A 14,069-nucleotide genomic window follows, 5' to 3' on the forward strand; every position below is an offset into this window, starting at 1 on the left:
TCAGGCCTCCGGCGCGGACACGCGCGGCGCCGCTTCCTGTCTTGTCGAACTCTCGGACCGGGGCTCTACCATCGCGTCGACCAACCTGGAAAGGCCGATGCCGTTGGATGCCTTGAACATCACCACGTCGCCGGGGCGCAGATAGGCGGCAAGCGACCTGCCGAGCGACTCGAGGTCGGGCAGCCATTGCGCGTCGGCCTGGCCTGCGATGACGTCCAGCAGCGGGCGGATCTCCGGGCCCGTCAGGAAGACCGCGTCCACCGCCGCCGCCAGAAGCGGTTCCGCCAGTTCTTCGTGCAGCCGCGCGCTTTCGCCGCCCAGCTCCAGCATGTCGCCGAGGACCGCCACGCGCCGTCCGTCGCTGCGCGGCTCCGCCCCGGCCAGGACGGCGATCGCCGCCCGCATGGAGGCGGGATTGGCGTTGTAGCTTTCGTCGATCACGCGGATGATCCCGCTACCGGCGGGCACGTCGTGGCGCGCGCCGCGCCCCTTGCCCGTGCGCCAGCCCGACAGCGCTTCGGCTGCCTTGCCGAGATCCGCCCCGACAAGGTCGACCGCGCCCAGCACGGCCAGCATGTTCTGCGCGATATGCCGTCCGGCCGAGGCGATGCGCACGTCGACATTCGTGCCGTCGATCCGCGCTTCCATGTTGGCCCCGTCGTCCAGCTTCTGGAAGCGGATCAGGCGGAAATCGGCGGTGCCCGCCTCGCCGAAGCGGGCAATGCGCGTGACGCCCGCCGTCCGGGCCAGGTCGGCCAGGTGCGGCCCGTAGGGGTCGTCGGCGTTGATGATGGCGCTGCCGCCCGGCACGACGCCCTCGAATATCTCGCCCTTCGCATCGGCGATCTCTTCCAGGTCCCGGAAATGGCCCAGATGCGCCGGCGCGATCAGCGTCACGATGGCCACATGCGGCTGCACCAGCTTGACCAGCGGCCGGATCTCGCCGGGATGGTTCATGCCGATTTCGAAGACGGCATAGTCGGCATCCTGCGGCAACCGTGCCAGCGACAGCGGCACGCCCCAATGGTTGTTGAACGACGCGGCAGAGGCGTGCACCGTGCCGCAGGCCGACAGCGCGTGGCGCAAGGCCTCCTTGGTCGTCGTCTTTCCGACGCTGCCCGTCACGGCGATCACCTGCGCCTGCGAGCGCATGCGCGCGACGGCGGCAAGCCGCTCCAGCGCCTTCAGGACGTCGTCCACCACCAGAAGCGGCGTCGTCAGCCGCTGCAAGGCCGGCAGCTTGCGCTCCGATACGACGAGCAGGCCCGCCCCGGCGGCGGCGGCGGCACTCAAAAAATCATGCCCGTCGAAGCGGTCGCCCTTGATGGCGAAGAAGGCTTCGCCCGGCCTGACGCTGCGCGTATCGATGGAAACGCCCGTCACCGAGGGCGGCAGGCTGCCGATCGGGCGGCCACCCGTGGCCGCCAGCAGCGCCTCGCCTGTCCAGAGCGACTCCGTCATCGGCTGTTCTCCGAAATTGCCCGCGCCACTTCCTCGTGGTCGCTGAAATGGTGGGTCGTATCGCCAACCGTCTGCCCCACCTCGTGGCCCTTGCCCGCCACGACGACCGTGTCGCCGGGCACGGCCAGCCGCACCGCTTCCCCGATGGCGGCCCTGCGGTCGCCGATCTCGATGGCGCCCGGCGCAGCGGCCAGTATCTCGGCCCGTATGGCATCGGCATGTTCGGATCGCGGATTGTCGTCCGTCACGATCACCGTATCCGCCAGCCGCGTGGCGATCTCGCCCATGATCGGGCGCTTGAGCCTGTCCCGGTCGCCGCCGCAGCCGAACACCACGATGACCTTGCCGGTGGTGAAGGGACGCACCGAGGAAAGAACGTTCTCCAGCGCCTCGGGCTTGTGCGCATAGTCGACGAAGACAGGGATGCCGCCCGGCTTGGTGCCGGCAAGATCGAGACGGCCCGGCGCCCCCTGGATATACTCCAGCGCGGCCAGCGCCTTGCCGGCCGGCGTTCCGGTGGCGATGGCCAGCCCCGCGGCCACGAGCGCGTTCGACATCTGGAACTCGCCGGCCAGCGGGAGCACGACGCGATGGATGACGCCGGCGGCCTCGATCTCGGCGATCTGCCGTGCACGCTCGAGCTCCAGCCGCTTCAGGCGCAGGAGGTCTCCGCCGCGCCCTACCAGATGCACCGCCAGCCCCGCCGCGCGCGCCGCGCGCGCCGCCGGCTCGGAAAAGGCGTCGTCGGCGAAGATGACGGCCGGCGCGCCCTGGGGCAGCAGCGTGTCGAACAGCCGCATCTTGGACTGGAAGTAATGCTCGACCGTCGGGTGGTAGTCCATATGGTCGCGACCTAGGTTGCTGAAGCCGCCGGCGGAAAGCCGGACACCATCCAGCCGGCGCTGGGTCAGCCCATGGCTGGATGCCTCCATGGCCGCGTGGGTGACGCCCTCGTCGGCCAGTTCCGCAAGCAGCCGCGCCAGGTCCACCGGATCCGGCGTCGTCAAGGTTCCGTATTCGTCGCGCGTCGGGCTGACGACCCCCGTCGTTCCGATGGAAGCGGCGCTTTGCCCGCATCGCGCCCAGATCTGCCGGGTGAACGAGGCGATGGACGTCTTGCCGCTGGTGCCCGTGACGGCGACGAGCGTGGCAGGCTGCCTTTGGAAGAAGCGGGCCGCCATGACGGCCAGCGCATGGCGGGCATCGGCCGCCCGCAGCACGGGCAACCCTTCGGCCACGTGGACATCGCCCTCCACCAGGACGGCGGCGGCGCCCTTGCGCCGGGCCTCCGCCACGAAGACGGACCCGTCGAGCCGCGTTCCGGACAGCGCGGCGAACAGGAAGCCCGGCTGCACCTTGCGCGAATCGGCGCTCATGCCGGCCACCGGGATCGCCGCCGTATCGGGCGCCATGTCGGCGAGGCCGTCGGCCAGGTCTGATAGCTTCATCTCAGGCATCTCGGGCGTTCTCTTCACTCATGCCGGGCTCCGACACGCGGCTGCCGGCAAACGATTCGCCCGATAGCATAGAATCAGTAGCTCACCAGAAGCTGTCGTCCGGCGTTGCCGAAATCGGGGCGGACATCGAGAAAACCGGCGGCGCGGCGGATGATGCCGGCCGTCGTCGGCGCGGCGTTCCAGCCGGCCGTGGCATAGGGCTCTCCTGCGGCGCGCTGCGGCTCGTCGATCATGACGAAGACCACGTAGCGGGGGCTCGCCATCGGGAATGCCGCCATATAGGCATTCAGCCGCTTGTCGGCGCGATAGCGGCCGTCGACCATCTTCTCGGCCGTTCCGGTCTTGCCGCCGACGTCGAAACCGTCCACGCGGGCGGATTTCCCGGAGCCCTGCTCGCCGTTGAGACGGAACAGATAGCGCATTTCATCGGACGTCCGGCCGCTGACGACGGGAACGCGCAACGCTTCCGCCTCCGCCCGGGAGCGGGCAAGGAAGGTGGGCCGGACAAGATAGCCGCCGTTCATCAGCGCGGCGCCCGCCGCGGCGGTCTGCAGCGGGGTCGTGGCCACGCCATGCCCGAAGGAGGCGGTAACCGAATGGATCGCCTGCCATTGGCGCGGCTGCACGGGCGTTGCCGTCTCGGGCAGTTCCGTCTGCATGCGCGACAGGAGGCCGATGCGGGACAGGAAGGCGCGATGGCCCTCGACGCCGACGGCCTCGGCTTCGCGCGCGGCGCCGATATTGGACGAGTACATGAATATTTCGGGCACGGTCAGCGGACGCTTCTGCGCGCCGGAATCGGAAATGGTAAAGCCGTCGATGCGGATCGGCGCGCGCGCGTCGAACGTGTCGGTCAGTTCCACCTTGCCGCTTTCCAGCGCCATCGCCGTGGTGAACGTCTTGAAGGTGGACCCCATCTCGAACGTCGCCGCCGACATGCGGTTGACGCTGCCGTCGGCATCGGCGGCGTCCGGATTGTTCGGATCGTAGTCGGGCAGCGAGGCCATGGCGACGACCTCGCCCGTCTCGACGTCGAGGACCACGCCGCCGGCAGCCGTCGCCTGGTATTTCGTCATCGCGGAGGCAAGCTCGTCACGCAGGACATGCTGCACCCGCAGGTCGACGGACAGGCGCACCGGCTCCGGCTGGCTGCCTTCATCAAGGCGCTGCCCTTCCCGTGCCTGCATGTCGACGAACTTTTCCATGCCCGCGACGCCGCGATTGTCGGCGTCGACATGGCCGACCACATGGGATGCCGTGCTGCCGCCCGGATAATAGCGCCGCTTTTCCGTACGGAGGCCGATGCCGTCGACACCCAGTCTCGCCACGGCCTGCGCCTCGGCCGGGGTGACGTTCCGCTTGATCCAGGCAAAGCTGCCGCCCTGCGAAAGCCTTTCCCGCACGGTCTCGCCGTCGAGGCCCGGCAACGCGGCCAGGAGGCGTTCGGCCGCCACGTCCATGTCGCGGATACGGCGCGGCTCGGCGAAGACGGACGCGCTGCGGATATCGGTCGCCAGCACTTCGCCGTTGCGATCCAAGAGGTCCGGACGCAGGGCCGGCTCGGCCTGGCGCTGCGCCGACGCCTCGGCCTCGGGCATAGTGCCCCATGCCATCAGGCGCCCGCCGATGACGGCGTAGACGCCACAGAAGACGATCATGGCGATGGCGAGCCGCGACTTGTTCAACGGTGGCTCATCGCGAAGGCGGCGCCGCAGCTTCATCGAAGGACACCTCGCTGATTGGCCGCCAGGCCACCCTCGAATGCGCTCGGCTCCGGGGCTGCCGGGACCGGCTCGGACGGCAGGTCTTCCGGTCCGACGATCTGCGTGGGCGAGATCGTCTTCAGGTTCAGGTCGGCGGCAAAGACGTCGGCCAGCCTCTGCAGCCGATAAGGCTGGTTGAGCAGGCTCCAGTCGGCCTCCAGCAGGGAGATTGTGTCGCGCTCCATGGCGATCTCGGCATCGACCTTGCGCAGGCGCTCCTCGATGGACTCCGCTTCGTGCTTGACGCCGAACGTCCATGTGGCCGCGCAGAGCATGATGGCGACGAGGATGATGTCGAGCGTCTTCAGCATCAGCGTTGTGCTCCGGAGTGCGGCAATGCCGCCAGCGCGGGTAGATCGAAGAACCGATAGGCATGCGGCCCCTGCCGCGCCGGAACGGAGGTGCGCACCGCGGAACGAAGCTTGGCGGAGCGGGCGCGCGGATTGTCCGCTATCTCTTCCGCCGTGCCGCCTTCAGCCTTGTTGCGCGTCGCGAATGTCGCATCCTCATGGCTAAGATCGGGTAAATGCCGTGACTGTGAAGCAGCTTGCGAGCGATCGCGCAGAAACCGCTTCACGATCCTGTCTTCCAGCGAATGGAAGGTCACGACCACGAGGCGCCCGCCCGGCTTCAGGATGGCCTCCGCGGCGACGAGCGCGTTCATCAACTCGCCGAGTTCGTCGTTGACGTAGATGCGCAGCGCCTGGAACGTCCGGGTAGCAGGATCGATCTTATCCTGCGGCCGCCGGCCCAGCACCTTGCCAACCAGCCCGGCCAGGTCCGACGTCGTCTCGAAGGGCCGCTCGGCGCGGCGCGCCTCGATGGCGCGGGCGATACGCCCGGCCTGACGCTCTTCACCCAGGAAGGAGAGCACCCGGGCAAGATCGCCGGGCTTGAGGCGGTTGACGACATCCGCCGCGGACGGACCACCTGCTTCCATCCGCATGTCCAGCGGGCCATCCTTCTGGAAGGAGAAGCCCCGCTCCGCCGTATCGATCTGCATGGAAGAGACGCCGATATCGAGGACGACGCCGTCGACGAGGCCGTCGACATACTCTTCCATACGCGAGAAGCGACCCTCCACGAGGCGAAGGCGGGCGCCGAATTCGGCGCGCATGGCGCCGGCTGCGGCGATCGCGGTGGGATCCCGGTCTATGCCGACCACCGTGGCCCCGGCCTCCAGAAGGGCCCGGCTGTAGCCACCGGCTCCGAAGGTTCCGTCCACGACGATATCGCCGGGCGCGACGGCCATGGCCGCACACACCTCGTTCAGCAATACCGGAAGATGACGCGGCCCGCTCATCGCGCAGCCCCCGGCCGCATGGCCTGCAGACGCTGCCGCGCCTCGGCGCGATGCGCCTCGAACCGCTCCGGCTCCCAAAGCTGGAAGAAATCGTTGCGACCCACGAAGACGACCTTGTCCGTAATCCCCGTGTGGGCGCGGAGGAAGTCCGTCACCGTGATACGCCCCTCGGCATCGAATTTCAGAAACGCTCCATCGCCGTAGGCGAAGAGCGACATGTCGGCGAAGGTTTCGCCGAAGGGGTCTTCCTGGGCCATCCGGGTCTCGTAGCGCTCCAGAAGGTCCATGCCCCCGACGTCGATAGCCGGATGGGCGATCGACTGCAGCGCATAGAGGTCGGTAAAGCCCTTCGCCGCAAGAACCTGCCGGAACATCGCCGGAACGGAGACCCGCCCCTTGGAGTCGACATTGTTGACCGCGTTGGAGAGAAACCGGTTCATCAAGCGTCACACTTGCCTTTCCGACCGGTTGCATCCCATGCGACCCCCGCTTTCAGCGAAATTTCGGCAAAGCACCCCCGACAGCAGCGCGAATGAACGCACCGCACCCCGCGCCGACCGTGCCCGCATGCCGAAATTTCAAACTGATGATCGCCCGCCAAAGCAGGCACCCCGAATTGTCATTTGGTTTACCATGGGATCACGTGGGCGTCAATGGGATTTACCCCCACTAACGGGCATCCAGGCCTGTCGGCATCGCGACTGAACTTATAAATATTCGATTGAAAACAACAGTTTGGAATGATCCCAAGACTGCGCGACCCAGGAACACGAGCCCCTTCCGGAGCCTGCCCTGGACTGTAAAAAACTGAAATAATTCATGTGCCTGGGGGCGTCGGCTGCAGCCTGCCCATGGCTGCCCAGGCTGGCGAATTCGGCCGGGCTGGCAAAGGGAGGCGGTCGAGGAGCCAGCCGGCCTGTAAGCCGGGTTCTGTGCACCGGCCTTGCGGCCGGGCGGCGACCATTCATCTGGGACGCGGCTCGCACCGCGCCTCAAGCAACCTACCCGAACGACCGGCCCGGAGAAGGCTGGCGCAAGCGCCGTGTCGTTCCTATTCGGTTTTGCTTCCGGTGGGGTTTACCTTGCCACGCCTGTTGCCAGGCGCGCGGTGGGCTCTTACCCCACCCTTTCACCCTTACCGATGGGCCATGCGGCGCGCCGGCGGTTTGCTTTCTGTGGCACTTTCCCTGAGGTCACCCTCGCCGGGCGTTACCCGGCACCGATTCTCCGTGAAGCCCGGACTTTCCTCTTCCGCGGCCTTTCGGCCCTTGCGGCAGCGGTCGCCCGGCCGGCTGGCGCGCGGAAACTGTGCCCGCGCGCCGCCAATGTCAAGCCAGCTCTGGCTTCAGAAACTGGCCATCCGCACCTGCACCTTGCGGCAGTACTGGCGCGAGGTCGGGTTGGAGCGCTTCGCATAATGCCCGGCATTGTATTTCAGGATCGTACCGCAAAGGGTGCCGCCGCCCTTTTCCTTGGCGCCAGCAAGATAGCGCATGCCGTAGCGAAGGTTGGTCGCCGGATCGTACAGTTGCTTGCGGTTTCCCTTGAATCCCATGTCGCGGGCGGTGCCGAGCTTGATCTGCATCAACCCCACCTCCCCGGCCGAACCGGTAACGTCGGACCGGTAATTGCTTTCGACGAAGATCACCGCATGGGCAAGCTCGAGACGCACGCCGGCACGCTCGGCCTCGGCGGCGATCAACTCTGCATAGGGCATGTCGGCGAAGGGGGTTTCCACGGTCCTGTCGGGCTCTCCTGTTTCCACAGGCGCGGTGGACGTGGAAGAGGCGGTATCGGCATGAGCGGCTGGGATGACGGCAAGCGACATCATCACGACCCCAGCCATAAGGGGCAGTCTGTTCATCATCGTCCTGTCGATATCGCCGGCTGCGGAACACGCATTAAAGCCGGCACACGGATTGTTGCGGCGGCAAGAAACGCTGCAGCGCCGAGCGGCATCGGCGCCGCAAGCGACGCCACTGCCGTTAGGGCGGTTTCTCGTCAGGAAAAGAAACGGCAATGTGTCGGTGCGTTCACGGAATATTAACGCGTGTCACAATGACGGCGCGGCGATCAACGTGTGCGGTCGCCCGCGAGCCGGCAGGACAGGAGGCGGTGCATTGTGCCGACCGTGCTCGAATCGGCGATGCCGTCCAGCCGTGTACGACGGTGATGACGCTGGAAGGCCAGGGTGGCCAGACGCGTTGTGTCACCGTAGATTCCGTCCGCCGCGACATCGAAGCCATAGGCGGCCAGCATCGCCTGCCAGGCGGCGACGGGCTCGCCCTTGTCGCCTGGCGACAGGAACCGCCCTCCGGACACCGGAACCTGCTCCACGGCAAGGCCGATACCGGCGGCGGAGAGTTGATCCCAGGGGAACAATTCGCCCGGATCCTCCTTCCGGGACGGGGCGATATCGGAATGCGCCACCACGTTTGCGGCGGGAATCGCCCATCTTGCGACACAATCCCTGCACAATTCGATCACGCGGGAGATCTGCTGCGCCGGGTAAGGTCGCAGGCCGTGATTATGGCCCGGATTGACGATTTCGACCCCGATGGACCTGGAATTGACGTCACGCTCGCCGCGCCAGAAGCTTTCCCCGGCATGCCAGGCCCGGCGAGCCTCCGGCACCATCTGGACGATCTCGCCATCCTCCATGACGAGGTAATGGGCAGATACCTCGCTTAAAGGATCGGTCAGACGGTCCAGTGGGGAATCGCCCGGTCGCATGCCGGTATAGTGCAGTACCAGCATATCGGGCTTGCCGATGCCGCGCCGCTCTCCGTGGTTGGGAGAGCTTACGACGCGATCGACGATCGGGCTGTCGCCTGGAAACGTCACGCGGCCGGTACCCGCGAGATGCTGTCCCATGCGGCGTTGATGGCCTTCATCCGCTCCACCGCAATGGACATGAACTCCTGCGGCACACCCCTCGCAGCCAGTCGATCCGGGTGGTTCTCGCGCACCAGTTCCAGATAGCGGCGGCGGATCACGGGCATCGGATCGGTCGGCGAAACGCCTAGCACGGCATAGGAACTGCCCTCCCCCTCATGAACGTGCAGCGCCTTTATGCGCGCGAACTCGCTTTCGCTGAGGCCGAAGATCTGGGCGATCCGCTCCAGGAACGCCAGTTCCCGCTCGTGCACGATCCCGTCGGAACCGGCAATGAAGAAGAGCCCGTCCAGGACATCCGTCAGCATCGCGCATTCTCCGTCGCAGGAGTTGCTGCAAAGGCCCCGGAGCTTGGCCGCATAGAGCTCGAACCCGGCGGTATCCTGCCGCGCAAGGTCGTAGAGCCGAAAGACGTTGCGCTCTTCCTCGGCGGGAATCGCGAAGATACGGCGAAACGCGGAAATCTCGTTCTGCGTCACGACGCCGTCGGCCTTGGCCATCTTGGCCGCCAAGGCGATCATCGCGACGGAAAAGGCAACGCGGCGGCGCGTTTCGGCATCGCCCTCGTAGAGCGCGCGCAGCCGTTCGAAAATCGCCTCCAGCGCCGATAGACCCTGGATGGCAAGATCCCGCATCAAGGCGCCAAGAGTGGTCAGTATCGACATGCGGCAGTTTGTACCCTTATGCCGGAAAGGCCGGCTCGGAATCGTCGGCGGCCATCATAAACGGTGGACCATGCGGATTGAAACCTACCGCCAATAGCAATGAACCGGCAGTGCTAAACTGCCGGTTCCGTCCATGATATCAGCAAAGGCAATTATTGGTTGGTGGTTCCGCTCGACCCGCCCATTGTACCGCCAGTCGTGCCGCCCGGTGCGGGCTCGGCTGCCGGCGGAGCCGTCGTGGCCGGAGGCGTCGTCGTGGTTGCGGGCGGGGTCGTTCCACCGGCGGGCGGTGCAGCCGGCTCGGTCGAATTGTTGTCGGAGCACGCCGCAAGGCCAAGCAGCGCAGCCGCGCCAAGAGCGATAAGGGGCTTCCTCATGATTTTCTTGTCCTGTTCCGTTCGTCCTTCAGCAACACAACAGGGGTAGGGAGCATCGAGTTGCAGAGGCCGGATCAAAGCATGTTGCACAATCTTACGATCGTGATCTCCATGGCCGTAGAATCGTCTCAAGCCTGACGAAAGGCTGCTTGGCCATTTTCGCCGTCACATCGAGCAGGATCGGATGACTGTATGAAATTGAACGTGCGCGTCATCGCGACAGGAATTCTGCTCATCGCGGGCGCGCTCGGCATTTCGGGCTGCCGAACGGCAAGCCTCGATCCGGTCGAACTCGGCCTGACGCGCATTGCGGGAGAGCGGCCGGATCACTACCCCGTCCACGGCATCGATATCTCGAAGTACCAGGGCGACGTAGACTGGCGCGCCGCAAGGGCCGATGGCGTCGAGTTCGTCTATATAAAGGCCACCGAAGGCGGCGACCGGCTGGACGAGCGCTTCCACGAAAACTGGCGTGGCGCGCGCGATGCCGGCATTCCGCATGGTGCGTACCACTTCTTCTACTGGTGCCGGCCCGGCATCGAACAGGCGCGCTGGTTCATCAAGAACGTGCCCCAGGACGCGCTATCCCTGCCCCCAGTCCTCGACGTGGAATGGACACCGCATTCCCCCACCTGCACCCGAAGGCCCGACCGCGCCGAGATGCAGCGCGAGATGACCGCCTTCATGGATGCACTGGAGCGCCATTACGGGATGCGCCCCATCATCTACGCGCCGATCGACATTCATCGCGACCGGCTGGTGGGCACCTATCCCAACCACCGGTTCTGGCTGCGCGCGGTGGCCGACCACCCGGACAACGTCTACGAGGCGCGCGACTTCCACTTCTGGCAATATACGGCAACGGGCACCGTGGCCGGCATCGAGGGGGACGTCGATCGCAATGCGTTTTCCGGATCGCGCCAGGATTGGCAACGGTGGCTCTCGTCACACACAAGGCGGTAAACCGCCCGGGCGCTCTGCGGTCGATCTTCAAACGGCCATGTTCACGGCGTTCAGGCCATACGCATTCGAGATTTGTCGGGAATTGAAATCATGAACACCGACAAGCGGCTCGGTGCCGCGCTTATTCTTCTCGGGGCCAGTTCCTCGATCGCCATGGCGCAAGGCGCCGCATGCGGCGGCGATTTCGGCGCATTCATGCAGGGCGTGCGCAGCGAGGCCATCGGCCGTGGGCTTTCACCGGCGGGCGTCGACAGGGCGCTGGCTTCGGTGCGGCAGGATCCCAAGGTGCTGCAGAGAGACCGGGCCCAGGGCGTGTTCCAGCAGGCGTGGCTGCAGTTCCAGGGCCGCATGGTGAACAAGAATCGCCTGGCCAACGGCAAGCAGCGGATGCAGAAATATGCTTCGGTCTTCCGCGAGGTGGAAGCGCAGACCGGCGTTCCCGCCGCCGTCATCACCAGTTTCTGGGGCCTTGAAACGGATTACGGCGCCGTCCTCGGCGATTTCGACACGCTGAACGCCCTCGCCACCCTGTCGCACGATTGCCGCCGACCCGATCTGTTTCGCCCGCATCTGATGGGCGCAATCGAGCTTGTCGATCGCGGCTACCTGCAGCCATCGCAGATGCGCGGCGCCTGGGCCGGAGAGCTCGGCCAGACGCAGATGCTGCCCGAGGATTATCTGGCCTTCGGAACCGACGCCGACGGCAACGGGCGCATCAACCTCCTGACCGACGTGCCGGACGTCCTGATGACGACCGGCAAGTTCATCCAGCATCTCGGCTGGCAGCGCGGCCAGCCCTGGCTGGAAGAGGTGCGCCTGCCGGCAGATTTCCCGTTCGACCGGGCCGCCCTCGTCTCCCGGGAGCCGCGCGGCAATTTCGCGGCGCTGGGCGTCACCAAGGCCGACGGAACGCCGCTGGAGCGCGACGACGTCCCCGCCTCCATCGTCCTGCCGCAGGGACGCGGCGGGCCGGCCTTCCTGGCCTTTCCCAATTTCGACGTGTACCTGACGTGGAACAACTCGCTCGTCTACGCCTTGACGGCCGGCTATTTCGGCACGCGCCTCGCCGGTGCGCCCGCTGTCCATGAGGGCAACCCGCAGCCGGGCCTCGACGGCGACCAGATGAAGCAGCTTCAGCAGCGGCTGGTGTCGCGCGGACACGATGTCGGCAAGGTGGATGGCATCCTGGGGGCCAACACGCGCGCCGCCGTACGGCAGGAGCAGATCCGTCTGGGCATGCCGGCCGATGGCTGGCCGACACGGCAATTGCTGTCCGCGCTTTGAGACGAACACCCGGACGGCGACCGGAACCGAAATCCGGCCGCCGTCCCTTTATACCGCAGGATGCAATGCCCACATCATGCAATGTCCAGTTGCAGATGGGAGCGCCGAATGGCCACTGTCGAATATATCCTTCCGGGTGAAGCCATCCGCGGCATGAGCCGCGAGGAGAAGTTGCGCCGCATTCGACGCCTGGCGATGCTGGCGCGCATCATGGACACCGCGCTCCGCCTGCCCGGCACAAACATTCGCTTCGGCGCGGATGCGCTGATGGGCATGGTGCCGATCGTCGGCGATGCCGGAGGGGCGCTTATCGGCCTCCTGATCGTCAATGAGGCCCGTCAACTGGGGCTGCCGAAACGCAAGCTGATGACCATGCTGTACAATGTCGGCGTGGACGCCGCCTTCGGCGCGGTCCCGGTGGTCGGCGACGCTTTCGATATTTATTACAAGGCGCATCGCCGCAATATCCAGATCATCCTCGATCACCACGACCTGGAAGATGACGACATCCGGCGCTGACGCTCAATCGGCCATCGTCTCCAGGCTGGCATAGCCTTGCGCGGCATCGCCGGCATCGAAGGGCGTCGTCACATGCACGAACGTATCGGGATAGAAGCCGTTGAAACGTGTGCGCAGCGACAGCGAATAGGCACCAATGTGGCCGATCTCGATCCAGTCGCCGGTATCCACCGTCTCGGGCAGCCAGAACGGACGGGACAGGATATCGACGCTGTCGCAGGTCGCACCGCAAACCTTGAATGCGGCAATCTTGTCCGGGTCCCCGTTGCGCCTTCTGCGGGCGGGATCGGGGATGAAGCGCGCCGGCAGGGTGATCTTTCCGGTCCAGGAATCCGATAGGGACGCCCAGATGCCGTCATTGATGTACAGCCTGCGGCCCTTGCGCAGCAGCACGCGCACGATCAGCGAAAAGGCTCTTGCGACGATCACCCGTCCCGGCTCCGCCACCAGGGGGACATCCGCGAAACCCCATTCGTTCAGGTCGGCCCGCAACCGCGCCATGATCTCCGGAAAGCCAGGCATGTCGGGCTTTCGCCTTTTCGGGTCGTAACCGTATTCCGCCGGAAACCCGCCGCCGACATCCAGCCCGGCCAAGGGCACGTCGGCGCGGTTGCGTACCCAGTCGGCCGATGCCAGCGCACGCTCGTAGGTCTCCGGATCCTCGATCTGCGAACCGACATGAAAGCACAATCCGGTACGAAATCCGATCCGGTGGCAGCGCTGAAGCAACTCCACCGCATGAGCGGGCGCGGCGCCGAACTTCTTGGACAGTTCATAGGCGGCATGCCCTTTCGTCTGGAGCCTGACGAAAAGCGTGATCGTTCCGGGGTCCATGTCCAGCGCACGCACGACCCGGAGAATCTTCGCGACCTCGTCCTCGTGGTCGAGGGACATGACCCGGATACCGTATGTTTCCAGAGCCAGCCGGATGTCCGATTGCGCCTTGATCGGGTGCATGTACAGCATGCCGGCGTCGGGGGCCACGGCGCGCACCGCGGCGAACTCTCCCGGTGAAGCGACGTCGAACAGCGTCACCCCCGCCTTCGCCAGCGTCTCCAGAACCATGGGTTCGCCATTGGTCTTCACGGCATAGGCCGTCTCACCGGGGAACGCATCCATGAAGGAGCGGGCATCCTGCGTCAGGACCTCTGGTCTAAAGCAGTATACGGGTACGTCCGGACGCAAGGTATGAACGGTCTCGATGGCTGTATCGAACTTCTGCAACGTTACCCTCTCTCATGCGAATCCTGAGACCCTAGATGGTGCATACTGCACGATCATGAAGCCGTTTGCGTGACGCGAGCCTGTTTTCGCACTGCAAGAGAGGCGGCGCGCGCCATGTCGTTCACGGAAAAATATGGCCGGATTTTATCGTTTTAAAT

Annotated in this window: 14 protein-coding genes and 1 other RNA gene; 3 read left to right on the forward strand and 12 right to left on the reverse strand. The window is 65.7% G+C overall.

The genetic code is table 11. The annotated features are described in order from the left end of the window. The 11 genes from NDN16_RS08535 to NDN16_RS08585 form a co-directional block, all read right to left on the reverse strand. The gene (locus NDN16_RS08535; RefSeq protein WP_251113196.1) at positions 1 to 1,461 is read right to left on the reverse strand and encodes a UDP-N-acetylmuramoylalanyl-D-glutamyl-2,6-diaminopimelate--D-alanyl-D-alanine ligase; all 1,461 of its coding nucleotides are present in this window, start codon (positions 1,459 to 1,461) and stop codon (positions 1 to 3) included. Beyond that, a complete protein-coding gene (locus NDN16_RS08540) occupies positions 1,458 to 2,909 on the reverse strand; it encodes a UDP-N-acetylmuramoyl-L-alanyl-D-glutamate--2,6-diaminopimelate ligase (protein WP_251113197.1) in 1,452 nt (483 codons plus the stop codon). Before NDN16_RS08540 ends, NDN16_RS08535 begins: the two co-directional genes overlap by 4 nt. An 83-nt stretch (positions 2,910 to 2,992) precedes the next feature. After that, the gene (locus NDN16_RS08545; protein WP_251113198.1) at positions 2,993 to 4,639 is read right to left on the reverse strand and encodes a peptidoglycan D,D-transpeptidase FtsI family protein; all 1,647 of its coding nucleotides are present in this window, start codon (positions 4,637 to 4,639) and stop codon (positions 2,993 to 2,995) included. Next, on the reverse strand, positions 4,636 to 4,992 hold the full coding sequence (ftsL, locus tag NDN16_RS08550) for a cell division protein FtsL (protein ID WP_251113199.1): 357 nt from the start codon (positions 4,990 to 4,992) through the stop codon (positions 4,636 to 4,638). The genes NDN16_RS08545 and ftsL overlap by 4 nt, the downstream gene beginning before the upstream one ends. Next, complete coding sequence (rsmH, locus tag NDN16_RS08555; protein ID WP_251113200.1) at positions 4,992 to 5,984, reverse strand: 16S rRNA (cytosine(1402)-N(4))-methyltransferase RsmH; 993 nt, start codon at positions 5,982 to 5,984, stop codon at positions 4,992 to 4,994. The genes ftsL and rsmH overlap by 1 nt, the downstream gene beginning before the upstream one ends. Continuing rightward, entirely contained in the window at positions 5,981 to 6,424 is a 444-nt protein-coding gene (mraZ, locus tag NDN16_RS08560; protein ID WP_251113201.1) for a division/cell wall cluster transcriptional repressor MraZ, read from the reverse strand. Before mraZ ends, rsmH begins: the two co-directional genes overlap by 4 nt. Before the next feature lie 463 nt (positions 6,425 to 6,887). Then, positions 6,888 to 7,280: RNase P RNA component class A (rnpB, locus tag NDN16_RS08565), an RNA gene on the reverse strand. A gap of 49 nt (positions 7,281 to 7,329) precedes the next feature. Then, a complete protein-coding gene (locus NDN16_RS08570; RefSeq protein ID WP_251113202.1) occupies positions 7,330 to 7,848 on the reverse strand; it encodes a lytic transglycosylase domain-containing protein in 519 nt (172 codons plus the stop codon). 209 nt (positions 7,849 to 8,057) lie between these two features. Then, on the reverse strand, positions 8,058 to 8,858 hold the full coding sequence (locus tag NDN16_RS08575) for a peptidoglycan recognition protein family protein (protein ID WP_251113203.1): 801 nt from the start codon (positions 8,856 to 8,858) through the stop codon (positions 8,058 to 8,060). Then, the gene (locus NDN16_RS08580; protein WP_435301076.1) at positions 8,825 to 9,544 is read right to left on the reverse strand and encodes a TerB family tellurite resistance protein; all 720 of its coding nucleotides are present in this window, start codon (positions 9,542 to 9,544) and stop codon (positions 8,825 to 8,827) included. The genes NDN16_RS08575 and NDN16_RS08580 overlap by 34 nt, the downstream gene beginning before the upstream one ends. A 152-nt stretch (positions 9,545 to 9,696) precedes the next feature. Continuing rightward, positions 9,697 to 9,921: a hypothetical protein gene (locus NDN16_RS08585; RefSeq protein ID WP_251113204.1), complete on the reverse strand. Its 225-nt coding sequence runs from the start codon at positions 9,919 to 9,921 to the stop codon at positions 9,697 to 9,699. Between the two features lie 192 nt (positions 9,922 to 10,113). On the opposite strand from NDN16_RS08585, the gene NDN16_RS08590 reads away from it, so the two are divergent. The 3 genes from NDN16_RS08590 (at position 10,114) to NDN16_RS08600 (ending at position 12,687) form a co-directional block, all read left to right on the forward strand. After that, positions 10,114 to 10,884, forward strand: coding sequence for a glycoside hydrolase family 25 protein (locus NDN16_RS08590; protein WP_251113205.1), 771 nt, complete (start codon positions 10,114 to 10,116; stop codon positions 10,882 to 10,884). Between the two features lie 90 nt (positions 10,885 to 10,974). Next, a complete protein-coding gene (locus tag NDN16_RS08595; RefSeq protein WP_251113206.1) occupies positions 10,975 to 12,168 on the forward strand; it encodes a lytic murein transglycosylase in 1,194 nt (397 codons plus the stop codon). Between the two features lie 108 nt (positions 12,169 to 12,276). Further along, positions 12,277 to 12,687, forward strand: a complete 411-nt coding sequence (locus NDN16_RS08600; protein ID WP_435301077.1) for a DUF4112 domain-containing protein — start codon at positions 12,277 to 12,279, stop codon at positions 12,685 to 12,687. A 3-nt stretch (positions 12,688 to 12,690) separates the two neighbouring features. Here NDN16_RS08600 and NDN16_RS08605 read toward each other — a convergent pair whose 3' ends face one another. Beyond that, positions 12,691 to 13,911, reverse strand: a complete 1,221-nt coding sequence (locus NDN16_RS08605; protein ID WP_251113207.1) for an ornithine decarboxylase — start codon at positions 13,909 to 13,911, stop codon at positions 12,691 to 12,693. Positions 13,912 to 14,069 lie beyond the last annotated feature (158 nt).

The organism is Aureimonas altamirensis (genome assembly GCF_023702225.1).
GTDB classification, from domain to species: Bacteria; Pseudomonadota; Alphaproteobacteria; order Rhizobiales; family Rhizobiaceae; genus Aureimonas; species Aureimonas altamirensis_B.